Origin of the sequence: Spirosoma sp. 48-14 (assembly GCF_001898575.1) — a bacterium.
Taxonomy (GTDB): Bacteria; Bacteroidota; Bacteroidia; order Cytophagales; family Spirosomataceae; genus Spirosoma.
The window spans coordinates 451,470-475,431 of record NZ_MKUD01000010.1; the positions used below are offsets into that span (position 1 = coordinate 451,470).

Sequence of the window (23,962 nt, forward strand, 5' to 3'; positions counted from 1 at the left end):
AATCAAAATGTAGGCTCATTAAAATATAAAATAGTATTTATTGGATATAATAGTTTGATTTAGTCCAAAATATGGGGTTGAGATTATAATCTTTCCAATAGTTTTTAATTTCACTCTCATACCGTTTTAATGTTGGCTTGCTTCATTTGTGTAGCTCAACGCATAAATAAGCTATGCAACGCCGGTATTTCCCATCCATTTTGCTTTACGGTCTTGGCCTGGCACTGGCCCTTTCGCTGGTGTATAATGGGGTCCTGCTGTATGAGCAAAATCACCTGCGGAATACCTACGAATACGAATTGACCAATTCTATTCATCCGTTGGACCGTGTTGACTGGCAACAGCAACTCCTGGAATGCAAACGATCTAACCAGCAGAAAGACAGCCTGATTCGTCAGCTTGAACAGGCTCCCAACGCCCCACCCAATAAAGTTGCCACCGTTCGACATACTTTATCAAAATAAAAAGTGTGTCAAGTTAAACCCATCAACGCAGGCTACCGACCGCTCGTGACTATAATACGCTAAACGGTTTTATTAAGTAAACAGCCAATCCGCGTGATCGATACCCACCTTAAAAAAACTGTCATTTACGTGTAAAGAAAGATTATGAAGAATAGAATTTTCGCGCTCACGCTGATGAGCTTAGTTGTATTGCTGGGGCATACAAGCTGTTCACACAAAGAAGAAGAGAAGGAAGAGGAAACCAAATTTTCGGTTACCAGTCCATTGCAAAGAGACACGACGATCACCAATCAATACGTGTGTCAGATTCGATCGATCCAGCACATCGAATTACGGGCTCTGGAAAAAGGCTATCTCCAGAAGATCTTCGTAGACGAAGGGCAGTATGTGAAAAAAGGACAACTTATGTTCCAGATTCTGCCTATTCAATACCAGGCTGAACTACAGAAGGCCGAAGCCGAAGCCAATTTCGTCGGGGTTGAGTTCCGAAACACAAAAGCCCTGGCCGACAGTAACATTGTTTCGAAAAATGAACTGGCGCTGGCAAAAGCAAAACTCGACAAGGCAAACGCGGAGGTATCGTTAGCCAAAGTGCACTTGGGCTTTACGGAGGTAAGAGCACCGTTCGATGGCATCATGGACCACTTCCAGGTACGATTGGGGAGCCTGGTCGATGAGGGTGATTTGCTGACGACGCTTTCAGACAACAGCCAGATGTGGGTGTATTTCAATGTGCCGGAAGCCGAGTACCTGAATTATAAAACCCATGCTCAACAGGAAAACCTGAACCATGTAAATCTGCTCATGGCCAACAACCAGGTGTTCAACCGTCCAGGAGCCGTTCAGACCATTGAAGCCGATTTCAACAATGAGACGGGGAACATTGCCTTCCGGGCTACTTTCCCAAACCCCAACGGTTTATTGCGGCACGGCGAGACGGGCAATATCCTCATGACCCTACCCCTGAAAAACGCGCTCATTATTCCGCAGAAGTCAACCTTCGAGGTTCTGGAAAAGAAATATGTCTATGTAATCGATAAAGACAACAAAGTTCGATCAAGAGAAATCGGAATAGCTGCCGAACTACCACACATCTTCGTGGTTAAATCGGGGCTGAAAAAAGACGACAAGATTCTTCTGGAAGGCTTACGGCAGGTACGGGAAAATCAAAAGATAGCATACAAATTCGTTCAGCCTGAGTCCGTTATTTCTCATCTGGAATTATATGCCGAATAACCAGCAACACTAAAAACCAGAAGACATGTTTAGTAAATTCATACGAAGACCCGTATTCGCTATAGTGATATCGGTAATGATCGTCTTCATAGGTGTATTGGCTATTAAGAAATTACCGATTTCTCAGTTTCCTGATATTGCGCCTACCACTGTAAACATATTCATTGCCTATCCTGGGTCCAGTGCCGACGTATTGGTGAAATCCACGCTGATTACGCTGGAACAGGCCATCAACGGGGTGCAGGACATGCGGTATATAGCCACCGATGCGACCAGCGCCGGTGAAGCTACCCTGCGGATCATTTTTGAGCCTGGTACTGACCCGAACGATGCCGTTATCCGGGTGAAAACCAGGGTTGACCAGGTAATGCCGCTTTTGCCTGAACTGGTACAGCGGGAAGGGGTTATTATTACACCGATTCAGCCCAGTATGCTGATGTACGTCAATCTCTATTCGAAGGAAAAGAGCATGGACGAAAAATTCCTGTTCAACTACGCTACCGTTAAGATGATCCCTGAAATTCAGCGGACTCGTGGTGTGGCGCGGGCGCAGATCCTGGGTAGCCGTCGGTATGCCATGCGGGTATGGCTGAATCCAGAGCGTATGCGGGCTTACAACATCTCGGTGGAAGAAGTGATGAAGGCCATTGGCGAGCAAAGTATCATTGGTCGACCGGGTCGGATTGGCCAAAGCTCCGGTATTGCCGCTCAATCGCTGGAATATGTACTTACCTACAAAGGGAGGTATAACAAGCCGGAAGAGTATGAGGGGATTATTATTCGGGCCAACTCACAGGGCGAAAGCATCCACTTACGAGACATTGCCAAGGTAGAGCTGGGTAGTGAATTCTTCGACATTTATTCGAACCTGGATGGCAAGGCCTCAGCCGCTATTGTGTTGCGGCAGAACTACGGTAGTAATGCCAGCGACGTAATTGAAGAAGTGAAAAAGAAACTGGAGGTGATGAAAACGTCGTTCCCTCCGGGCATGGATTACCAAATCAGCTACGACGTATCGAACTTCCTGGATGCGTCGATCGAGCAGGTAATTGACACCCTGCGCGATGCGTTTATCCTGGTGGCTCTGGTGGTGTTTATCTTCCTGGGCGACTGGCGTTCTACCCTGATTCCGATTCTGGCGGTGCCGGTATCGCTGGTGGGGGCCTTCTTTGTGATCCAGGCGTTTGGGCTCTCCATTAACCTGATTACGCTCTTTGCCCTCGTACTGGCTATCGGGATTGTGGTCGATGATGCCATTGTGGTGGTGGAAGCGGTGCACGCCAAGATGGAGGAAAAGCCGCACCTGACGCCCTTTGGTGCCGTCAGGCAAGTATTGGGTGAGATCAGTGGCGCTATTATCGCCATTACCCTGGTGATGGTGTCGGTATTCCTGCCAATCTCCTTTATGTCAGGTCCGGTTGGTACATTCTACCGACAGTTCTCGATTACGATGGCTAGTTCCATTGTGATTTCGGCCCTCATCGCGCTGACGCTTACGCCGGTGTTGTGCGCCATGCTGCTGAAAAATCATCACGGTCACGCGAAGAAGAAGAACCTGTTTACCCGAGCGCTCGACAGCTTCAACAGTGGCTTTGAAAAGATGACGGGTCGCTACGTAAGTCTGTTGAAATTGATCGTTAATCGCCGGGTCGTCACCTTCCTGGTTCTGGCCGCATTCTGTTTAGGAATTGCCTATGAGAACCAGATTCTGCCAGCAGGCTTTATCCCGAACGAAGACCAGAGTACGATTTACGGGATTATCCAGACCCCTCCGGGTTCGACACTGGAAAAAACTAATGAAGTATCCCGACGACTTCAGAAAATATGTGAAGAGGTTCCGGGTATTGAGTCGGTATCGTCACTAGCTGGTTATGAGATCATGACGGAAGGACGGGGTTCCAATGCCGGTACCTGTCTGATCAACCTGAAGCCCTGGGGCGATCGGGATAAGAACGTGAAGGAAATCATGGAGGAACTGGAGGCCAAATCAAAAGGATTAGGCGCGACAGTCGAATTCTTCGAGCCACCAGCCATTCCTGGTTTCGGTACATCGGGTGGTTTTTCAATGCGTCTGCTGGATAAAAACACGGATACCGACTACCACCTGTTCGATAAAATCCAGAAAGAGTTCATGGATAACCTGGCTAAACGGAAAGAGCTGACCGCTTTGTTCTCGTTCTTTGCCGCCAACTATCCACAGTACGAACTGGAAATCGACAACAACCTGGCCATGCAGAAAGGTGTATCGATCGGAAAAGCGATGGATAACCTCAACATCATGATCGGTAGTACCTACGAACAGGGCTTTATCAAGTTCAACCAGTTCTTCAAAGTATACGTACAGGCCGACCCGAGTTTCCGCCGGTTGCCATCCGATCTGTTAAAGCTGTTCGTGAAAAACGAAGCAGGCGAAATGGTGCCTTACTCGTCGTTCATGACCTTGAAAAAAGGACAAGGACCAAACGAGATCACCCGGTTCAACCTGTATAATTCGGCGGCTATTCAGGGGCAACCTGCTAAAGGGTATACCACGGCCGAAGCCATCGCAGCCATTCGGGAAGTAGCGGCCAAGACGTTGCCCAAAGGGTATGACATCGCCTTCGAGGGGTTGTCGTACGATGAGTCGATTCGTGGTAACGAAACCTTGTATGTGTTCCTGATTGTGGTGGCCTTCGTGTACCTGGTACTAGCCGCTCAGTATGAGAGCTTTATCATTCCACTGGCTGTACTGACCTCATTGCCCGTCGGTATCTTTGGTTCATTCTTCCTGTTGAAAGCCATGGGGCTGGAAAACAACATCTATGCCCAGATCGGTCTGATCATGCTGGTGGGGCTGCTCGGTAAGAACGCCGTACTGATTGTAGAGTTTGCCGTTCAGAAACGGCAGCAGGGCGAAACCATTCTTAATGCAGCCATTGAAGGGGCTAAGGTTCGTTTCCGACCGATTCTGATGACATCCTTCGCCTTCGTGGCCGGTCTGATCCCGCTGATTCTGGCCAAGGGAGCAGGCGCTATTGGTAACCGTACCATTGGTGCGTCGGCTATGGGTGGCATGGTATTCGGAACCGTTTTCGGGGTTATCATCATCCCCGGCCTGTACTACATCTTTGGTAATCTGGCGGATGGCCGTAAGATGATTAAGGATGAAGAGGATGATTCGTTAACCGAAAATCTGGTTCATTCAGTCGATAAGTTTCCCCAACCTGAAGAAAGCGAAGTAAATGACTAATAAACGAATATGGAGTTGCTTCGGGATTTTGTTCTCTATCCTGATCATCTCGTCCTGCACTACACCTCGTCTGGTTACAAAAACAGAAAATAAATCAGTACCTGCGAGCTATAATGGCTCGCAGGATTCCACCAACTCGGGTAAGAAGCCCTGGAAAGAGTATTTCACGGACCCTTATCTGACGGCCCTGATCGATTCGGCCCTGTATAATAACCAGGAACTGAACATCACGTTACAGGAAATTCAGATTGCCAACAACGAAGTACTCGCCAGAGCGGGGGCTTATCGGCCTTTCGTTAGCCTGGGTGGTGGTGCCGGTGCCGACAAGGTGTCCCGCTACACGAGTCAGGGAGCAGCCGATGAGGTGTCGGAAATTAAACCGGGTGTACCAACGCCAGCCGTTTTGCCAAATTTCTACTTTGGGGCTACGGCCAGTTGGGAGATCGATATCTGGCACAAACTACGGAATGCGAAGAAAGCAGCCGTATCCAGCTATCTGGCGTCGATCGAAGGGAAGAATTTTCAGGTTACCAATCTGGTTGCCGAAATTGCCAATTCCTACTATGAACTGCTGGCCCTGGATAACCAGCTCGACATCATTCAGCGAAACATTGTTATTCTGAACAATGCGTTGGGGATTACCAAACAGGAAAAAGAAGCGGCTAAAGTAACCGAACTGGCCGTTCGTCGATTCGAGGCTGAGGTTGCCAAAACGGTAAGTCTCCAGTACGAGATACAGCAGCGAATTGTAGAAACCGAAAACCGGATCAACTTCCTGGTCGGTCGGTTTCCGCAGCACGTGCAACGTGATCCGCAGATATTTGCCAATCTGACTCCTTCTCTGATTCAGGCTGGGTTGCCTTCGCAGTTGCTCGCCAATCGGCCCGATATCAAACAGGCGGAATGGAATCTGGAAGCGAACAAACTGAGTGTTGCGGCAGCGAAAGCCAATTTTTATCCGTCGCTGACACTTCGGGGCTTTCTGGGAATCATGGCGTACAACCCTCTCTATCTGGTCTATACGCCCGAAGCGCTGGTTGCTTCACTGGTTGGCGATATGATTGGGCCTGTCGTGAATAAAAACGAGATCACAGCCACGTATCGGAGCGCTAATGCCAAGCAAATTCAGTCGGTTTACAACTACGAGAAGACCGTTCTGAATGCCTATATCGAAGTGGTCAACCAGTTGTCGAACATCGATAACCTGCAAAAAAAGTACGATTCGAAAAATAACCAGGTGCAGGCCCTTACGCAATCGACCAACATATCGCTCAAGTTGTTTACGTCTGCCAGAGCGGATTACATGGAAGTTCTGCTAACACAACGGGATGTACTGGAAGCGCGTATGGAACTGATCGAAACCCGGAAACAGCAAATGAATGCCCAGATTAATGCCTATCGGGCGCTGGGTGGTGGCTGGAAATAAGCAAAGCGGTAACGCCTACATAAGCACAAAAGCCAGTTGACAGAAGTCGACTGGCTTTTGTGCTTATGTAGTTCTGGATAAAGAATTCACGCTTCCGCAATACATTAATAAGTTGTTTGCGTTCGTGAGGGCAGGTTCTTATAACCTGACCCGTGAGTTTTCTCAAAACCGAGCCAGACGAACCGTTCGGTTTTGAGAAACCTTACTAAGGGCAGATTCTCAAATCTGCCCTCACCCTAAATGGAAAAAAGCCGTAAAATGACTAAATGGACAACTTCTAGCGATTGCCCTAATGGCTGGCTAGCCTCGTTTTAGTTTGTTTTATAGCCGTCAATAAATCGGTCAATTCCTGGACTTTCTCGGGGTTCTGCTGGTAAAGATTCGTTGTTTCGAGCTGATCGGTGGCCAGATTGTAGAGCTGACCAACGGGCTCGCCGGGTTTCGGCTTAACTTCTTTGGGTTCGGTGAAGCCGCCAGAACCTATCCCTTCAATCAGTTTCCAATCGCCTTTACGAATGGCATAAAAGCCAATGGATGAGCTATGTACTACGGCGGGTTGGTTCGGCACCTGTTTGGCTTTGCCCTGCAATACCGGAAGGATGCTATAACTGTCTTCTGGCGCAACGTTGGCCTTGGTGGTACCGAGGATGTCTGTGCAGGTAGCCATCAGATTGGCCAGTGTTGTTGTGGCGGCACTGACAGTTCCGGGCTTCACTTTGCCGGGCCAACGCACAATAAACGGAATCCGGTGCCCACCCTCGAAAGCGTCGCCCTTCATGCCCCGAAACTCACCGGCTGCCCGGTGGTTAAACTGCTTCACGAAGTTTTCGCGCCAGTAGGGACCGTTATCGCTGGCAAAAATGACGATGGTGTTTTCGGCCAATCCTGAGGATTCCAATGTGCGTAATACCTCGCCGACTGCCGCATCAACCTGCTGTACAAAGTCGCCGTATTCACCGGCTTTCGACTTTCTGTTATACTCTTTTTTAGGCACCCAGGGCGTATGCGGTGCGGCAAAAGGCAGGTACAAAAAGAAGGGTTTGGAAGCCGTTTGCCGCTTCAGGAACGCGTTGGCTTTCTGGACAAACGTGGGCAGTACCTCTTGAAAATCGAACGACGGCGACATTTTGCCTTCTCGCCAGAACGGCCCCGTATAACCCGACTCTAATTTGTTGCCGTTGGTATACCCCGTGGGTTGCTCGGTTAGCTTTTGATTTTCGAGGTAGCAGTAGGGGGGCATATCGAGCGAGGCTGGCAAAATGTAGGAATAGTCGAAGCCGACGGTATTCGGCCCTTGCGTTGGCTTCTGCGAGAAGTCGATCACGGCGGTATCCATTTCGGTTTTGATACCGTAGTTTTCGGTAGCCAGCAACTGTTCATTCCCTTTTTTCGGAACCCAGTCGAGCCCTAAATGCCATTTACCAACCACGCCAGTTTGATAGCCATTCTGTTTCAGGAACGAGGCTACTGTAGCGCGGTCGTTTTCGATCAGGGTTCGGCTGTAGCCGCGCAATACACCCACAGGTAGGCGACTGCGCCAGGGGTATCGGCCTGTCAGGATTGCGTAGCGGGTTGGTGTACAGACCGACGAAGGGGAGTGTGCATCCGTGAACCGCATTCCCTGAGCGGCTAGTTTGTCGATGTTGGGCGTAGCGATTTGGCCGGCAGGATTATAAGCCGATACGTCACCATAGCCGAGGTCATCGGCCAGGATGTAGAGAATGTTGGGCGGTTGCTTCTTTTCGGGCCGAGTTGTCAGGGCCAGCGAAAGCAACACAGCCGCAAGGCAGGTAAGTTTAGCAAGAGTCTTCATTGTTTGTTTAAACCACGGAGTAGCACTGAGTTTTAACACGGAGTTACACCGAGTTTTTCTGTGCCACTCTGTGCTAAAACTCAGTGTAAATGCGTGGTTTAAACGATTAGATCCTGATGGCCCATTCGTTTTTCATCGGGCGGCCCAGCAAGGCGTTGGCTTCGGCATCGCCCTTAAACTGCTCCTTCTTCGGATTCCATTGCAGTGCCCGGTTCAGACGGTAGGCAATGTTGCCGATGTTGCAAACCGAAGCCGTACGATGACCAACTTCGACGTCACAAATGGGCTTACTTCGCTTCCGCATGGCGTCGAGGAAATCCTTATAGTGGTTCTCGCTTTTGTATACATGCTTTTCGTTGTCACCGATTACTTTCGTTGCCAGTGAAGCAGGCGTTGTTTCAATTTTCCGGCGTTGTACTTTAATGTCGCCCTCTGTTCCAATGAAATGGATAGCATTGCTCCAGTCCCACTTTTCGTGGGTCATTACAATACCGTTATCATATTTGTAGGTCAGAAAAGGGTGGTCTTTGCCATCGGGCGCAATCACTTCGACCGGGCCGCTGTTGTCCATGTCCAATGCCCACTGCACAATGTCGAACATGTGAGCACCCCAGTCGGTGACCATGCCGCCACCAAATTCCCGGTAGTTGCGCCAGTTGGGGAATACGTCTTTGGAGGTCGGTGGGGCTAGTTCGGAGTTGAAGGCTACGGGTTCGTTGGGGCCTAACCAGGCTGGCCAGTCGAGTCCTTCGGGTATGGTTTCGGCGGGGAGATCATACGGCTTTGGTGGGGGACCAACGTTTACTTTAATCTGTTTAATCTGACCGATGTAGCCATTCCGCACCAGTTCCGCCGTTTGCCGAAACTCCGGCCATGACCGTTGCATACTACCTGTCTGGAATACCCGGTTATGCTTTCGGGTGGCGTTTACCATAGCCCGGCCTTCTTTCACGGTCAGCGAAAGTGGTTTTTCGCAGTAAATGTCTTTCCCGGCTTCGGCCGCCCGAACGGCAACGGCCGCGTGCCAGTGATCGGGGGTGGCAATAACGACGGCATCAATGTCTTTGCGGTTCAGCAGTTCCCGGAAATCATTGTACACCGGAATGTCGGAATACTTGCCTGTATCCGGGGTCTTTTCGTAGTAAGCCTTTATGCGGTCCAACGTAAGTTGGGCCTTGGCTTTATACACTTCGCTGATGGCGATAATCCGGGCCTCGTTGGTACCCAGAAACGAAGAGGTCAACCCTCGTCCCTGCTTGCCCGTACCGATAAAGCCAAGGGAAATAATGTCGCTGGGTGCTAGGTACTTCGATCCATCGGGCCGTTTGCCACCCAATACGAAACGGGGGACAATCATGAAGCCTGCCGCTGCGGTGGCTGCTTTGCCGATAAAGTCCCGGCGGTTAAGAGCGTGTTTTTCTTCCATATGTTTTTGAAGGGGTTTAGTCATTTACTTTAACTCAATTACATGTTGCCCTGGGGCAACATCGTTTACTACGAGAAAGCCATTATCGGGGTGATTTCTAATAGCCTTCCCATCCAAAAATAGGCGTGTTTTTCCAGCCGACTGCGGCATATAAATCGTAGCCTTACTGCCTCCCGGCACGCTTACCGACAGGGTTTCAGTATCCGCCGTTTTCTGTATGGCCACCGTCACGGCTCCCTTTATGGTGGGGATAGTGGCATTGGCATGAGTCAAACGACCTAACTGGGGCTTGATCTGAAACGTGTCGAAGCCCGGTGTTAGTGGCTCAACCCCCATTAGTTTTCGGACAATCAGGTTGGCCGGAGCCGCTCCCCAGGCATGGCTGAGATCAAGGTTGGGTTTGAAGGCAATGTCCCAGGCCTCCATTGAAATCGTTGAACCAACCCGAATCATATTGTACCAGCTTCGTTGCGTGGTGGCCGTTAGCAGATCGAAGGCGTAGTCGCCCATACCAGAATCGTACAGGGCATCCATCAGAAACTGAGAACCATAAACACTACAGGCCATCCGGCGACTTTTGATAAACTCCCAAACGGTTTTCACATCTTCCGCCGGAACCAGCCCAAAGGCCAGCGCAAACATATTGGCATGAAGCGAGCTATGGCTGGTTTCGTCACCGTCTTTAATTAGGCCCGTTTTCTCATCTCTAAATACCGTTCGGAACGCCGAAAAGACCTCCTGCGCCTTTGTTTTATAGAAAGCGGCATCGTCGGGCTTGTGCAAGGCTTCGGCGATTCGTTGCATAAGCACCAGATTTCGGTAGTAATAGGCGTTGATAACCGAGTTGTAGGTAGTAAATACAAAGCCGTCGGTTTCGCCTTTATGTTCTTTTTCAGGGCTAATGTACTCGCCGTTCTGGGGCCAGTCGACAATATCGTGCAGGCCGCGCCGACCATCGAATAGCTTCGTAATATGGATCGAGGTCAGAAAGTCGTCGGTTTGCTTATTGGTCCGGGTGCTGATGAGGCTGTTTGGCCCGGCCAGTGGCATCAGAATTTTCTTCTGAAGCTCAGGGTAATACGTTTGCAGCAGTCGGTCGTCGCCCGTATAGAGGTAATCATTCCACGCAATTAGCACATTCTGAAGGCTCCATTCGGTGGGCCAGGTGGGGTGATACAGCAGGTAGGTCATGCTACGCCGGGCCATGCTGTACTCGGCATCGACGGCGTAGTGCGACAATTGATTAATCAACGCGTCGGCTTCGTAGGGAATCCGCTCCCGGTCACCGTCGATGTAATACCCGGTGAAGCTCGTGGCCTTTATGGAGTACTTGCAGAGGTCCCAAATCTGATTCAGTATCGTATCGCTGGAAGTAAAACTGGCGGCTGTTTCGTCGAATGGGTAATGCACCATCGTTCGCTCTACCGACGACAGATCGAAGGCCCCTTTTACGTTCGAGACCGTTACGTAACGGAAGGGATACACCTCGCCAATGTAGTCGGGCATTATCACCGGGTTGCGGCTGTTGCGTTTGGCATCGACTGGCCAGTCAATCTTATAGGCATGAGTGCCCTGTTTTACCGGCAAAGCCGTTTTAAGATAACGAATACGCTGCCCGGCTTTAGGGTTAATGGTGTAAGGGCTAGCTACAGCTTCGCCCACTTCTACCCAAACCGTATCGTTGGTAGGGCTGTCGAGCCGAAGCGTTAACTGGCAAAGGGCGTCTTTACCAAAGTCCAGAAAGTAAGTTCCCGGACTCTTTTTATGAATTAGACGCGGTATTTGCGGCTCGGCTACCAGCGGGTAATAGGCAAAACGCTCGGCGGGGTCTGGTTCCCCATAATAAAACGAAGCCGTTTTAGAAAAAGCCGTCATTTGCCCTTTATCATTCCATACCTGAACCGTCCAGTAATAGATTGTACCGGCTACAAGTGGTTTACCGGCATATGTCGTTCTGGTTTGTTTCGCTTTCTGGCGATTTGAGTCCCAGTAATCTGCTCTGCCGGGGGCTAGTAAGGCCGGAGAAGAGGCCACCAACAGACGATACGCCGATTGCTGTGGAAACTGTTTTTCTAGTTCCCAGCTAAACGATGGCTGCTTGCTGGTAATGCTGGCAAACTGGTACTGGCCCGGCTGCTTACTGGCCTCGGCCAGAGGTATCGACAACGACAAACCGCGCTGTCTGACAGCCTGGGTATTGGCCAAAAGGTCGCACCGGAGTTGTACCGGGGCAGGCAGAGATTGGCCATAGGCGAAGTTTACAATGCCTGTGATGAAAAAATAGAATAAAGCTCTATGCATTTATTATAAGCTATTTAGAGTATTTTATCATCCCGACGATAGGAGGGATCTCATTCGTTTCTAACTCTGAAAGGCTTAAGATTCCTCCTATCGTCGGGATTGTAAGTTTGCATTGAACAAATAATCTTTGGTTGTCCAGTTCATACCTACGTCGGGATGGTCACAAAGACCGGTTGTCATGATCGGTAGCCTGGACAGCCAATCTCATGGAACCCGGACAGTTCAGTGGGCCACCAGCCCGTTTCACAATGATGTCGAGAGCATGAGTCGTACCCATTTTTTGTTTTTGTCATGAACCAGTCAATCATCTATTACGGCGTTGATGTCAGCAAAGAGCACTTGCACATCAGCTACCCAATGGGCACTGATGCTAAGGAGCAGCCTCAATGGAGTTACCAAACCCTACCTAATGAACTCGATCAGTTGGAGCAATGGGTGGTGCAATTACCCCCCAATAGCCATCTCATTTTCGAGCATACCGGCACGTATTCGGCTCGCCTGGCTTGGGTATTGTAGCTACACAATCGTCCATTTAGTATTCTTTCGCCTAGTCAAAGTAAAGGCTTTGCTACCACCTTGAAGGCCATCAGCAAGACCGACCGAAGTGACGCGACTCTGCTGGCTCGCTATGGGCAGGTCTTTCAACCTCCAGTCTCACGACTGGCTGAAGAGTCGCTGCACCAGCTTCGCCAGCAACACAAGCATCTCAACAATCTGCGCATCAGTCAACAAGCCGTCGCCAATCAACTCCATGCGCTATCTTTTGATCCCCGGGCCAGTCAGAAGGTCAAGGCCAGTCTACTAGTTTTACAACAAAGTTATCTGACTCAGATAGCCCTTTTCGAAGATGAACTGGATCAGATGAGCCAGCAAGAATTACAGACCATCTCCGAGCGCATGCAACGGGTCAAGGGGATTGGTCCAAGCTCAGCTCAAGCCTTATGCACAGTCACCAATGGGTTGGCCGGATTCGAGTCGGCCAAAGCCGTCGCTAAGTTCGTTGGCATTGCCCCCACTCAAGTGCAATCGGGCAGCTCGGTTCGTCGCCGGGGCCGTATGGCCCGCACTGGGCTAGGGTATGTTCGTGGCCTTTTATACATGGCGGCCCGCTCGGCCCGCAAGTACAATTTAAGTTGCAAAGCACTTTATGATCGGCTACAGGCCAAGGGTAAATGCCATAAAGTGGCCATGGTTGGGGTCATGAATAAATTGATCCATCAGGTATTTGCGGTTGTTAAACAGGATGTCAAGTTTGTCAATGGGTTTGGCTTACCCAAACAAAATTTGGCCTAAAGCTTGACTTTTGACACAGTTCATGACAAAAAAGGTAGTATCAATACAGCAATCCGCGCTTATTTCGCGGCTGTTGGTGGGGGAATAATCAGTTTTTCCAGTTCGTCAATCGTCCAGGCTCCTCGACTGGAAGCATACATTTCTCTGACTTTCTTTACGTCGTCGGGTTGTATAACCGCCGATTGCCGCCCTTTAACAGCCCGCGACGAGGTGCCTACAAACTCGTAACGGATGTAACTCAGGACAGAGGCAATCCACTCGTCGGAATTGTCCTTCATCGAAGCCATCTCGCTGGGGAAGGCTTTCCCGTCAATTGGCCCTTTCAGACCATGCAGTAGAATGCGAATCACAAAGTCCCGGTCATGGTTCACGTGTTTGGCCCCCCGCAAGGCTGGGGCCGCGTTGGTCGGTAGTCCATTGCCATCGCCACCGTGACAGGGCGAACACATACCTTTGTAAATCTCACTACCTGCTACAATAAGCTTGCGGTCTGGTGCCGGGAAACTCCCCAGTTTCATGCCGTATATCTTGGAGTCTTCGTTACGGTCGATACTCTTTTTGACCCGGTTTAACATCTCGTTATCAGCGTTTCGGATCAGAATTTCCTGCGCAATCTGCTGCGCCTGAGGATTTTTATTCGATCCCAGCGACAATAACAATTGGGTTCTGACGTCATAATTGGGGTCGTCTATCAGCTTCCCGACGCGGGCAATCATGTCGGTGTCGTTTTGTTTAAGATACCGTTCGCTAACCCAGATGGCGGCTCTACGCACCTGAGCATCCGAATCGGTCAGGGTCGCATTGATGAGGTCTTTGTCGATGGAGTCCAGGCCTTCGAGCGTCCAGAGGGCATGAAGGCGGCCGAGTGCCGATGCGTTCTTGTGGCCCGTAACCATTGCCCGCAGGTCAGAAACGACCGACTTGTCGCCGAGAAGAATTAGCTGCTTCTGGGCGTTATCGCGCCACCAGCCATTCGGATGATCCAGGTACTTGATCAGGCTAGCCGCCGGAACGTCGAGCATTTTAGGTTTAGGGCCGGGTTTGAAGTCGTCGTGAACCAGCCGCCAGATGCGTCCACGCTGATTTATTTTGGCCAGATCGTAGTAGTCGATCTTGCTGCGTAGAAACGTGCCTTTTTGCGTCCAGTTCGATTCCTGAATAATTCCCCGGTTCATATCGATGATGTACAGCAGTCCGTCGGGGCCGGTATAGGTATTGACAGGGCGGAAGAAGAAGTCGGTACTGGCAATAAACTCTTTGTTGTGATAGACGTTTTCCAACTGGGTTTTGCCTGCTCGATTAACCACCTTCGCCCGCCGGATAATGCGTGCCACGGGTTCGTTGATCAGGTAATCGCCCACTAAATCAGCGGGTAAGCGGTCTCCCCGAAATATCGACTGACCATTGCCCGAGGTGAAATGGTTTAGGGTACTGTCGGGGCGCAGGCGAGGAGGGCCACCCTGTACTTCGGGGTTGGAAATCCGCGACCATACCGGGCTAAAGGTAGCTTCGTCGTAAGCATCGGCAAACTCCAGGGCTCCATATTTCGGGTTGATCTGAAAGCCAGACCCTGCGTTTTCGCCACCACCCCGACTGAAAAATAACCGCCCGTAATTGTCGTAGGTTAAGCCCCACTGCCCATTGGAACCGCTATGAAGCGAATCGGGCTTGAGCATGCCATTGACGTACCGGAAGCGAATCGGGTCAACAGTTTGGTAAATGTAGTTGTCGAGGTTCCAGACCAGGCCACTACGCTGGTGTTCCAGGTTTCCGGGTGCTACTTTGCCCACGACATAAACGGGCCGTTTCTGGTCAGCCACGCCGTCGCCGTTGGTGTCTTTGTAGCTGAAAATGTCATAGGTGTCCGTTTCATTAACCAACAGTTCATGGTTGACACACAGGAGCATACGTGGCAGCAGCATGTCTTTAATGAACACGGTGCTTTTGTCCATTTTGCCATCGTTGTTGGTATCTTCCAGCAGCATTACCCGGCTTTTCTTATCCTTCGTTCCGGTGCCGTCGGCATCCTGCGTGTAGGTTTCCATCTGGGCCACATACATGCGGGCGTCACCATCCCAGGCAATGGCTACGGGTTCGGTAATCATCGGCTCGCTGGCCACCAGTTCCATGTGATAGCCGGGGGGCAACACAAACGCTCGCTGACTTTGCTCTGGCGTAAGCGGGACAATCGAAAACGGAGCCAGCGGTTGTGTGGTGTCGCTTTCGGCCTTACTGACGACCTCTGAGCTTACGATTGTGCTGGTGCCGGTTGGCGCTTTAGCATTCATCTGCACTTTACACGCATAAATCAGTGCGGATAAGCCCAGGGTGGCGAGGAGTAATGAGTTGGTTTTCATGTCGGGATTCAGGAATCAGATCTCGTAAAACGAAAGAACGCATAACTACAAAAGCTACTCAGCCCCGTCAATAAATGCCAGATTGCGTGGCCCTGTACCAGCGAATGGGGGTTACAGCCAAACTTTTGTACATCCAGCGTACGAATCTTTATGGCCACCACAATCAGTACAAAACTCGCGATTCCTACCCAACCGAAGCGTTTTTTTCGGAACTGGAAATAGTTGATTCCGGTCAGCAGCAGTAAGCTGAGAATTAGGGCGGGGAGCAGAATGCCGCTGGGGATCAGCAACGAAATTTTTAAGAACAGAACGATGAGTACCACTAACGCAACCAGCCAGATTTGTTTGGCTGATTCGCTAAAGTTGATTTTGTGCAGCACATGGTAGAGGCCAATGCTTACCAGCGTAAGCGTCAGGCTGTAGGTGCCGTTCATATCGACGCGCTGGCCAATATAGGTAAGCGAGGCATGAAAAAAGGCACTTCCGATGCTCAGATAAATAAAACAGAGGCCCGTCAGTGCCGATAAAAGTGGGAAAGCCTGCATCCGGTTTTTGGGTTGTTTCCCCGCTGTTTTATAGTCGCTGAGGGCAATTTGCAGCACCAGTATACCTAAAAAGAAATACGCCAGGTTGGAGTACGTATTCATCGGCTGATGAAAGAACCGATCCGTGTGGTTAAACTCGCAGTACTCGACCGTCAGGGCCGATTTACTGACCTGCATACCGGCCCAAACATCTCCATGAAGTGATGAATTCAAGCCAATCCAGCCGGCAAACATCCATAGCGTGGCTGTCGCTGAGCGGAGAAGTATCTGAATTAATAGGGGGCGGTGCATAGTTGTTTGGGATTAGTTTGATGGGGATAGTTCCAGCAGGGGCTTCGTCTGGTCCCAACCTGCCGGAATTTCGTAGACAAGCTTAAAAACACCCTGATAGGCTTCTGCAATGGCCATGTCTTTTTGCAACTGCCGGGCATCAACCGACTCTGTTTCTGTGCGTTTCAACGGCGTTTGGATCTGCAACTTCATGGATGGAAGCGCCCACGATGCGTCTGAAAAAGCAGTTGCCGTTGCGTTGGGCGCGTACACGTACAATTCCAGGGTTGTAGCGGTAGGGTCGGCGCGGTATACGCTCATGGTTGATTTGCTAACTTTTACATTCGTTTGGCCGCTACCGGGAACCAGTAGCCAGCCGATGTCGCCGTCGGTCGTTTTCCAGTGGATAGCTCCGGTTTTGATCTGATTCCACACCCGCCGATTACCCCAGACACCGCCCATCATCCAGTCGCGGTTAATCACGGCGGTTACGGGTTTGATGCTATCGCCCTTGTAGGAATTAGGCACGGTTCGGGTAATGAACCGTGGTTCAGTGAAGCCTTTCAGGGCGGTCAAATCGGCTTTCGGTATCGATAGCCCCAGATTGAAAATGGGTGCCAGGTTGCTTATTTCACCATTTTTAGCGCCTTTGCCGGGTGGAATCGGAGCCTGCTTTTCGTTATCAACCGCAATGGCAATCCAGATGCCCATGATGGACAGGTACTTCCGCATGTCCATGCCGTAGCCTCTGAAATAGGGCCCCACCATATTTTTCAGGTTTGCGTTATATACGGTCGTCACCTCGTGCCAGAATTCACGTTCAAGCGTCTGCCCCATTTGCCGCATTTCGGGCGAAAAGGCCAGTTCGCGCCATAATGCAATCGCGACCAGTGTAACGCCGTAATAGGTCGGTGAGTTGTATTCACTGAAGGTATGATGCCGCTGGTACAGATCGAAAATGTCGTGAGCTTTTTTGATCCCGGCTTTCCGCAGTTCATCGATGTTGAATTCGGTGCCGACGTATTCCATCAAAAACGAACTCATGATGGAAATGTTGGTGTAGTCGGGTGAGACGTTCCGTTTCAGAGCACCTTTGGCCGCGTGCGTAAGGCCAACTTCGATTTCTTTCTGAATGTCGTCGGGCAATAAATGGCTGTACTTTTTACGGATAATGATCAAGTCGCAGCCAATAAACTCCCGCCAGTTCTGGTCGAGGTTGTCGCCGTCGATAGAGGTTTTCCAGATGCCGTAAATCTTGGTGCTTTCGTCGCGGTACTGATTTTGCAGAATCCATTTCAGAATTTCGGCCGCGTTCTCCTTATCGCCGGGTTTATTCCGAAACAACAACGCTTCGGCCAGCCGGGTTTTGTTGCGGAGGCTGGTGCGGTTGGTCAGGACGTCGGCCACTTTTTTGCCCGCCGGAATCTCGTCTGCCAGAAAGTCTTCAAACAACTGTTTCTGGTAAGGCGACAGGGTTTCGTAGGTGTATTTCCGCGACACATTTTGTGCGGATTCGGGCTGAGCCGAAAGTGAGCTACTAACAATAAGCAGCAGGCCAGCCAGGGTAATCGATTTTAGGGTCATTCATCAGGTTTGATTAAAGGTTTAGACACTTCATTGAAACAAATCCTCAATAGTTAGCTGGTTGGTAATGGTACTGAGGTAGTGCTCATTCGTTTGGGCACCAAATACCGTCAGGAGCGTAATAAACACATTCTTTTTGGTACGGGTATTCTGCTTGAAAATCTGTACTTTCTCTTGTAGTTGCGATGCGTAACGTTTAGTCATTTGGTAGAGACCATCGTAATACTTCAATTCCAGCAGGTTAATGCAATTGTCATCGCGGTCGATCAGTAGATCAATTTGAGCCTCGCCCTTGAGTGACCAGGAGTAGTCGTTCGAGATAATACCGCTGATTCCCAAGGCTTTTTTAATCTGGGAAATATGTTTGAAACAAAGGTTTTCAAACGCAAATCCCGACCAGATTTTATAGGTTTGTTTATTGCTCAGATACGCCCAACTCGTGTTGGTTTTGTTGTTGTGCAAAAATTTAAAATAGAAAAGTGTGTACTCATCCACCAACCGAAAGAGCGCATCTTCTTTGGCTTTCTTAATGGGGAGTATCTGCCTGACAAATCCGCATTGAATCAATTCGTCGAGTAAAACCGTTAAGCCCCCTCCACTTTTGATACCGGTAGCCTCCACAATTTCATTGCGGGTCAAACCTTTATTTTTGGTGGCGAGTGCCTTTACTATGGCTTCGTGCGCCTGACTGTTCTTAAATAAAGATGCGTACAGATTAGCGAACTCGTTTCGGAGTAAGGCCTGCGGTCCAAAAAAGAGTTCATCCAGGATTTGCGGTACACTTTGCCCGGCCTGCACATCCTTCAGATAAAACGGAATGCCGCCCACGCACATGTAGAGTTGGGCAATATCTTTAAGAGTGAGATGTACGCGCTGCATGGCCAGAAAGTCTTTGGTTTCGGCCAGCGTAAACGGCATGAGCTGTATGTGTTTGGTGATGCGGTTGTGCAGCCCACCCCGGTCGTTGATTACCTTGTTAATAATCCAGGAAGCCGCCGACCCGCATATCACCAGAATAACATCCGTTCGTTTGGTGCAGAACTGATTCCAGAAGTTGTCGAGTGCGGCCAAAAAGCCTGAGCGCGGGGTTTCGAACCACGGTATTTCGTCCAGAAAGACCACCTTTTTACCCGGCCCCAACTCATTGAGGTAGGTTTTGAGCTGGGCAAACGCCTGTAGCCAGGTTTTGGGCATGGGTTTGGGCGTTTTGTCGAACTCGGTCAGGGTCAACCAGAAGTTTTCCAATTGTTGCGAAAAGTCCTTCTGATGTAAGCCGCTACACTCAAAAACCAGATGATCGGCATAGACTTGCCGGATCAGGTACGTCTTCCCAATCCGCCGACGGCCATAGACAGCGACAAAGTCAGCACTGTCTTTTTGGAGAAGGTTTTTTAGAATGCTGATTTCCTTGACTCTACCGGCAATTTTCATGATGGCTTAAGGTTTATAGTTCGCCAATTTAGTGGTTTTTGTGGCCAATTTGGCGAACTATAAATTTGAACTTCGCCAAATTGTGGTATTTTATGGTGTATTTGGCGAAGTATAACGCACTTCATTCTATTCCGTGGACTGTGGGGACACAGTCCACGGAATAGAATGACAGAAAAAATAAAACCTCACTTATACAGCCGCAACATCACTACGCCGTGATGCCGAATTTCGGTGTTGAACGAGCCGTCGAACGTACCCAGGTCCTTTTGCCGCCAGACGTCGCGGAGTTTGTACTTGCCTTTCAGACCAATGCTGGCAAAATCAAAGGTGTACGACCGGGCTTTTTCGGAGCCCCAATAGAAATACGATTGTGGCGTTTTGCCGTATTCAGCCGTGTTGAACAGCCCAACGGCAACCGAACCATCTTCCAGCGGTTTGGCCCAGATTTGCACCCCATTTTCTTCCTTTACCAATCGGGCGGGTTTGCCTAATGGGTCCTGGTTGATTTCGATAACATCGTCGTTGGTGAGCAGATTCAGCGTAAACGCGTCCAACTGTTCAATGGGACAGCCGATGAGCATGGGAGCCGCCAATAGGCTAAAGATGCTAACGTGGCTGTACTGTTCGTCCGGCAGCAAACGAGTGTCGTGCATGACCGGGCCGATAGACACTTTGCCCAGAATCATCATGTCGGGATCGGCCCAATGGCCCGGTGCCGTGTAGGGTGCCCATTTATCGAGCGAAAACGTAGTCAGGTAGAGGCTCGTCCAACTGTCTTTGATGTCGGGGCCAGTCCGGTACATATTGGACAGCCGTGCCCAATCCGTCACTTTCTCAAACGGCGCGTTGTTCGACAAACTGAAAACAATATCCCGGCCCGACTGCTTCAGGGCGGTCGACATCCGCTCGGTCGAGTTTACGTCGATGCGCCAGTCGTATTTCAGGAAATCGAAGCCCCACTCGGCCATCTGTTTGGCGTCTTCGACCTCGAACCGATACTTGCCGATGTGATTGAAGGCCCTCCGGTTCACCATGATCGTTTCGTGGGTTTCGCCCCCGTGTGCCGAGTCTGACGAAGCCCCCGCGTAACCGCCATAACTCGAAATGTAGGGCGTAGAATAAAGCCCGGCTTTCAGGCCCAGGGAGTGAATGTAATCCACCATTTCCTTGAACCGAGGGAACTTGGCGTTGGGTTGGAGGGCATTGAGTGGGCCACCCCGTTTGCCCTGCCAGGCATCGTCGATGTTGATGTAGGTCCAGCCGTGGTCGCGCAGGCCCATTTTTACCATCGCGTCGGCAGAGGCAATTACTTTTTCGCGGTCAATGTGGGCTTCCCAGGAGTTCCAGCCGTTCCAGCCAATAGGGGGCGTCAGCGCAATGGTGTCGCCAATCTTGATGGTTAGGGATTTGGTGGCTGTTCCGAGCGCATTCTTAGCCTTGAGCGTAACCGCATACGTACCACGTTGAGCGACTTTACCCGAAATGATGCCTGTTTTGGCGTCCAGCGAGAGTCCCGCCGGGAGGGACTCAGCGGAGAAGGTCATGGGCCGGTTTCCGGTAGCTGCGATATAATACAGAAACGGATTGTTGGGCGTAACACCAACTATTTTTGCCGAGTTGATTTTAGGCGTTTTGGCCGAAGGAGGTGTCAGAATGTATTTTTCGCCTACATACTGAACATGCTCAATCTGGGCGTTGCCAATCATCTCTACCCGCGCATCAATCCAGTTGCAGTACGTCCGTTTGTTGCCGACACCACCAACTTTGTCGGTCACCAAAAGCCCCAATTGACGAATGCCTGTTAAGTCGACATCGACGGGAACGGGAGCATCGCCGATGCGCATTTCGCGGCTTTCAAAAAGAACTTTACCGTCGCCTAGTACATAAAATGTCAGCGCAATATCCTTGTTACCCTGGTCATCGGGACCAACTAGGGCCGAAAATCGTTTGGCCTGTTTGTTAAGCGCAAACGCCAGCACGCAAGGCGACTGTGCCCCTAACCCCCGCGAATACCTGACGCCTTTCGTTCGTAGGGTATCGTCCTGGTAGTTGTGTTTGGCTTTCACCGGTCGAAGCCCCTCGGAGTAGGTCTGAATTTCTAGATCGTCCAGCCAAACGGTTCTGGTGGTTTGAGCAACGGCGCCGATGGATACGAAAAGAAAAAGTAGTAGAATGGTTAAAGGTTTAGGCATATTGGGTAAGGGTTAAAGGTATTTTAAGTCTTCTGGCATTCTACCCCACCCTAACCCTCCCCTGAACTCAGGGGAGGGAATTACTTGATAGCCATAGCTCCCTCCCCTTGTTTAAGGGGAGGGCTGGGGTGGGGTCAATCAATTCTCAAAATCGGTTTCCAGCAATTGTTTCTCGGTAAAAACCCCGCTTCCGGCTGGTTTTTTGTCTCTCATTTTTTTGACGTCGTTGTTTGTAATATTTTTTCCCTGTTTGGCAAAGGCGTTCTGCGTAAATCGAATGATGTCGGCAATATCCTGGTCGCTGATGTCTTTGTTGTTGAGCAGCGCAGGCATTTCGTTGTTGAGTTTGTAGACAGTTCCGTTGACGGTAATCGGGCCGCTGACACCATGCAGAATAATAGCCGCCAGCCGTTTCATGGAGCCGTCGATGTATTCGGAGCCTTTGAGGGGCGGAGCCAGATCCTGAATGCCCTTGCCATCGGCACCGTGGCAGGTCGCGCAAATACTCCTGAAAAGTTTCAGCCCTCGCGTTCGGTTGTCTACCTCATTCTTTTCGACCACGTAAATGGAGTTCATTTCTTTCCGCTGCCGTTTGCCGATGGTATTGGTCAAGTTGGTTTTCAGCAGGTCAGCAGGACTCATGGAGGCCAGATACTGTTCTTCTTTGCCGTCGAGCGCACTGGTAATGGCCTCCTGAACCACACGTTGTGTGGCATATTTTTTCTCGATGCTCGATAGAATGGGCAGGAACGTAGCGTCTGACACATTAACCCAGCCTGTCAACGAAGCGGCCAAATACAGATCAATCGTTTCGTTGTTTTGCGCCATCAGACTGGCCGAAATCGCCTTCATGCTGGCCACGCGCTCTTTTGTGGCAAAACGCTCTAAAAGTCCTACGGCATGAGCGATGGTTTCGGGCTGTTTCGATTCATTAATGATACTGCTTAGCCGCTCAAAGGTCAGAGCATTGATGCCTTCAAGAACATATAGGGCATGAATGCCACTCAAGAACTCATTGTTACGTTTAGCCAGCGCAACAAGTTGATTGACAATAGTCAGGTCTTTTTTCTGAATCAGTAGTTGCTGCGAACGGTCTCGCAACCAGCCATTTGGACTGCCAAGCAAGGTGACTAGTTGGGCACTGGCTGCTTTACTTAGGTCGGGTATTGGCGTGGGCTTTGCGGTGTTGCTGGTTACTTTCAGAATGCGCCCGGCATGTTGTAAGGTGTCCAGCTTTTTATTGGCAAGCTGCTCGGTCAGGTACTGCGAAATATACGCTTTGTGCTGAATAATGCCCCGGTGCATATCAATGATGTACATGGCACCGTCGGGACCCGTGAACAGGTTTACGGGCCGGAATCCTTCGTCGGTAGATGCGATAAACTCTTTACCCTCAACAGCCTGACGGGCCGTTGTTTGCATTGGTTTAAATTCCAGAATGTTCCGCTTGATTAGGTTGGCTTCGGGAACACAGACGAACGCGTTTAGATTGTACGCTTCAGGGAAAGCGCCACCTCGGTAAACCATTGGCCCACAAGCAGCCGTCACGTCTTTCAAATAGCCTTTTTCGTCCAGAACGCCCGGTTGATACCCCCGATTGACAGACGTCTGGTGGATTGGATACACGCGGTTGTTGCCTAATCGCTGGTGTTCGGCAGCGAAGGGTTTAAAGTATTTATTACGGATTACTTTGTTCGGCAGCACATAGTCGCCCTGTAGGTTGGTGGAGTTGTTGTTGTAGTAGAGCCGCCCAAAGTTATCTTTCGTGATTCCCCATTGGCCCCGGTCGGTGGTTGGCTCTTTAATCCACTTTCCATTTCTGCGTTGATACCGGAAATTGTAGTTCGCATTGTAAATCCAGTTGTCGATGTTCATCATCAGGCCGTTAGACGAATGTTCGACATTGCCCCCTTCGGCATAAACCGGATCGACCAGCGTTTTTTTGCCGGGTTTATCGTTGACGATTTCGACAAACCACAGCTTGGGCCCATCGACGTACAGCAGGCCACCGTATACATGCGCCAACCCTCTTGGCAGCACCAGGCCATCTAAAAAGACTTTAGTCCGGTCGGCGACTCCATCCTTGTTTACATCTTCTAAAATGACAATCCGGCCGTTGGGTTCTTCTTCACCGATCCCTTCGAGATTGGGCATATAGCCAATCATTTCGACCACCCACATGCGCCCTTTATTGTCGAAATCCATGCTTACGGGCGCGTTCAGCAATGGTTCCGAAGCAATCAGTTTTAACGAAAAGCCGTCTTCTATCTGATAGTCGGCCAGCGAAAAGCGGGGTTCGTTAAACGAACCAAATTGAAAGCCTGCCAGAACAGCAGAAAACACTACTAATACGGTAATAACTACGTTAAATGGTCTTTTTTTAGCCATGTTTGGT

General features: G+C 50.2%; 15 protein-coding genes. 6 read left to right on the top strand and 9 right to left on the bottom strand.

Going from position 1 to position 23,962, the window contains the following annotated elements; all coding sequences use genetic code 11:
• Window positions 1–173 precede the first annotated feature (173 nt).
• From BGO59_RS10285 to BGO59_RS10300, 4 genes are all read left to right on the top strand, one after another.
• Entirely contained in the window at window positions 174–464 is a 291-nt protein-coding gene (locus tag BGO59_RS10285) for a hypothetical protein (protein ID WP_293683535.1), read from the top strand.
• 144 nt (window positions 465–608) lie between these two features.
• Window positions 609–1,700: an efflux RND transporter periplasmic adaptor subunit gene (locus BGO59_RS10290; RefSeq protein ID WP_293683536.1), complete on the top strand. Its 1,092-nt coding sequence runs from the start codon at window positions 609–611 to the stop codon at window positions 1,698–1,700.
• A gap of 25 nt (window positions 1,701–1,725) precedes the next feature.
• A complete protein-coding gene (locus tag BGO59_RS10295; RefSeq protein ID WP_293683537.1) occupies window positions 1,726–4,929 on the top strand; it encodes an efflux RND transporter permease subunit in 3,204 nt (1,067 codons plus the stop codon).
• On the top strand, window positions 4,922–6,355 hold the full coding sequence (locus BGO59_RS10300; protein WP_293683538.1) for an efflux transporter outer membrane subunit: 1,434 nt from the start codon (window positions 4,922–4,924) through the stop codon (window positions 6,353–6,355). The genes BGO59_RS10295 and BGO59_RS10300 overlap by 8 nt, the downstream gene beginning before the upstream one ends.
• A gap of 289 nt (window positions 6,356–6,644) precedes the next feature.
• On the opposite strand, the gene BGO59_RS10305 is transcribed toward BGO59_RS10300, so the two are convergent.
• From BGO59_RS10305 to BGO59_RS10315, 3 genes are all read right to left on the bottom strand, one after another.
• Window positions 6,645–8,168: an arylsulfatase gene (locus BGO59_RS10305; protein ID WP_293683539.1), complete on the bottom strand. Its 1,524-nt coding sequence runs from the start codon at window positions 8,166–8,168 to the stop codon at window positions 6,645–6,647.
• 106 nt (window positions 8,169–8,274) lie between these two features.
• Entirely contained in the window at window positions 8,275–9,594 is a 1,320-nt protein-coding gene (locus BGO59_RS10310; protein ID WP_293683540.1) for a Gfo/Idh/MocA family oxidoreductase, read from the bottom strand.
• 24 nt (window positions 9,595–9,618) lie between these two features.
• The gene (locus BGO59_RS10315) at window positions 9,619–11,895 is read right to left on the bottom strand and encodes an alpha-L-rhamnosidase C-terminal domain-containing protein (RefSeq protein ID WP_293683541.1); all 2,277 of its coding nucleotides are present in this window, start codon (window positions 11,893–11,895) and stop codon (window positions 9,619–9,621) included.
• A gap of 291 nt (window positions 11,896–12,186) precedes the next feature.
• On the opposite strand from BGO59_RS10315, the gene BGO59_RS10320 reads away from it, so the two are divergent.
• Together BGO59_RS10320 and BGO59_RS10325 are read left to right on the top strand one after the other, a co-directional pair.
• Window positions 12,187–12,411 (top strand): hypothetical protein, encoded by a 225-nt coding sequence (locus BGO59_RS10320; protein ID WP_293683542.1) that lies wholly within the window; start codon window positions 12,187–12,189, stop codon window positions 12,409–12,411.
• A gap of 60 nt (window positions 12,412–12,471) precedes the next feature.
• Window positions 12,472–13,188 (top strand): transposase, encoded by a 717-nt coding sequence (locus BGO59_RS10325; protein ID WP_293683543.1) that lies wholly within the window; start codon window positions 12,472–12,474, stop codon window positions 13,186–13,188.
• Window positions 13,189–13,247: 59 nt separating this feature from the next.
• On the opposite strand, the gene BGO59_RS10330 is transcribed toward BGO59_RS10325, so the two are convergent.
• The 6 genes from BGO59_RS10330 to BGO59_RS10355 all read right to left on the bottom strand — a co-directional run bounded on the left by BGO59_RS10330 (window position 13,248) and on the right by BGO59_RS10355 (window position 23,955).
• Complete coding sequence (locus BGO59_RS10330) at window positions 13,248–15,545, bottom strand: HEAT repeat domain-containing protein (protein WP_293683544.1); 2,298 nt, start codon at window positions 15,543–15,545, stop codon at window positions 13,248–13,250.
• Between the two features lie 8 nt (window positions 15,546–15,553).
• Window positions 15,554–16,381, bottom strand: a complete 828-nt coding sequence (locus tag BGO59_RS10335; RefSeq protein WP_293683545.1) for a ceramidase domain-containing protein — start codon at window positions 16,379–16,381, stop codon at window positions 15,554–15,556.
• A gap of 12 nt (window positions 16,382–16,393) precedes the next feature.
• Window positions 16,394–17,944, bottom strand: coding sequence for a hypothetical protein (locus BGO59_RS10340; protein ID WP_293683546.1), 1,551 nt, complete (start codon window positions 17,942–17,944; stop codon window positions 16,394–16,396).
• Between the two features lie 30 nt (window positions 17,945–17,974).
• Window positions 17,975–19,375, bottom strand: coding sequence for an ATP-binding protein (locus tag BGO59_RS10345; RefSeq protein WP_293683547.1), 1,401 nt, complete (start codon window positions 19,373–19,375; stop codon window positions 17,975–17,977).
• A 185-nt stretch (window positions 19,376–19,560) separates the two neighbouring features.
• Window positions 19,561–21,567, bottom strand: a complete 2,007-nt coding sequence (locus BGO59_RS10350; protein WP_293683548.1) for an NPCBM/NEW2 domain-containing protein — start codon at window positions 21,565–21,567, stop codon at window positions 19,561–19,563.
• 138 nt (window positions 21,568–21,705) lie between these two features.
• Window positions 21,706–23,955 (bottom strand): c-type cytochrome, encoded by a 2,250-nt coding sequence (locus BGO59_RS10355; protein WP_293683549.1) that lies wholly within the window; start codon window positions 23,953–23,955, stop codon window positions 21,706–21,708.
• Between the last annotated feature and the right edge of the window lie 7 nt (window positions 23,956–23,962).

Coding starts and splice junctions, on each gene's coding strand:
- BGO59_RS10315 (WP_293683541.1), bottom strand. CDS start 11,895: ATGCATAGAGCTTTATTCTATTTTTTCATCACAGGCATTGTAAACTTC.
- BGO59_RS10290 (WP_293683536.1), top strand. CDS start 609: ATGAAGAATAGAATTTTCGCGCTCACGCTGATGAGCTTAGTTGTATTG.
- BGO59_RS10295 (WP_293683537.1), top strand. CDS start 1,726: ATGTTTAGTAAATTCATACGAAGACCCGTATTCGCTATAGTGATATCG.
- BGO59_RS10285 (WP_293683535.1), top strand. CDS start 174: ATGCAACGCCGGTATTTCCCATCCATTTTGCTTTACGGTCTTGGCCTG.
- BGO59_RS10320 (WP_293683542.1), top strand. CDS start 12,187: ATGAACCAGTCAATCATCTATTACGGCGTTGATGTCAGCAAAGAGCAC.
- BGO59_RS10330 (WP_293683544.1), bottom strand. CDS start 15,545: ATGAAAACCAACTCATTACTCCTCGCCACCCTGGGCTTATCCGCACTG.
- BGO59_RS10350 (WP_293683548.1), bottom strand. CDS start 21,567: ATGCCTAAACCTTTAACCATTCTACTACTTTTTCTTTTCGTATCCATC.
- BGO59_RS10340 (WP_293683546.1), bottom strand. CDS start 17,944: ATGACCCTAAAATCGATTACCCTGGCTGGCCTGCTGCTTATTGTTAGT.
- BGO59_RS10305 (WP_293683539.1), bottom strand. CDS start 8,168: ATGAAGACTCTTGCTAAACTTACCTGCCTTGCGGCTGTGTTGCTTTCG.
- BGO59_RS10310 (WP_293683540.1), bottom strand. CDS start 9,594: ATGGAAGAAAAACACGCTCTTAACCGCCGGGACTTTATCGGCAAAGCA.
- BGO59_RS10355 (WP_293683549.1), bottom strand. CDS start 23,955: ATGGCTAAAAAAAGACCATTTAACGTAGTTATTACCGTATTAGTAGTG.
- BGO59_RS10300 (WP_293683538.1), top strand. CDS start 4,922: ATGACTAATAAACGAATATGGAGTTGCTTCGGGATTTTGTTCTCTATC.
- BGO59_RS10345 (WP_293683547.1), bottom strand. CDS start 19,375: ATGAAAATTGCCGGTAGAGTCAAGGAAATCAGCATTCTAAAAAACCTT.
- BGO59_RS10335 (WP_293683545.1), bottom strand. CDS start 16,381: ATGCACCGCCCCCTATTAATTCAGATACTTCTCCGCTCAGCGACAGCC.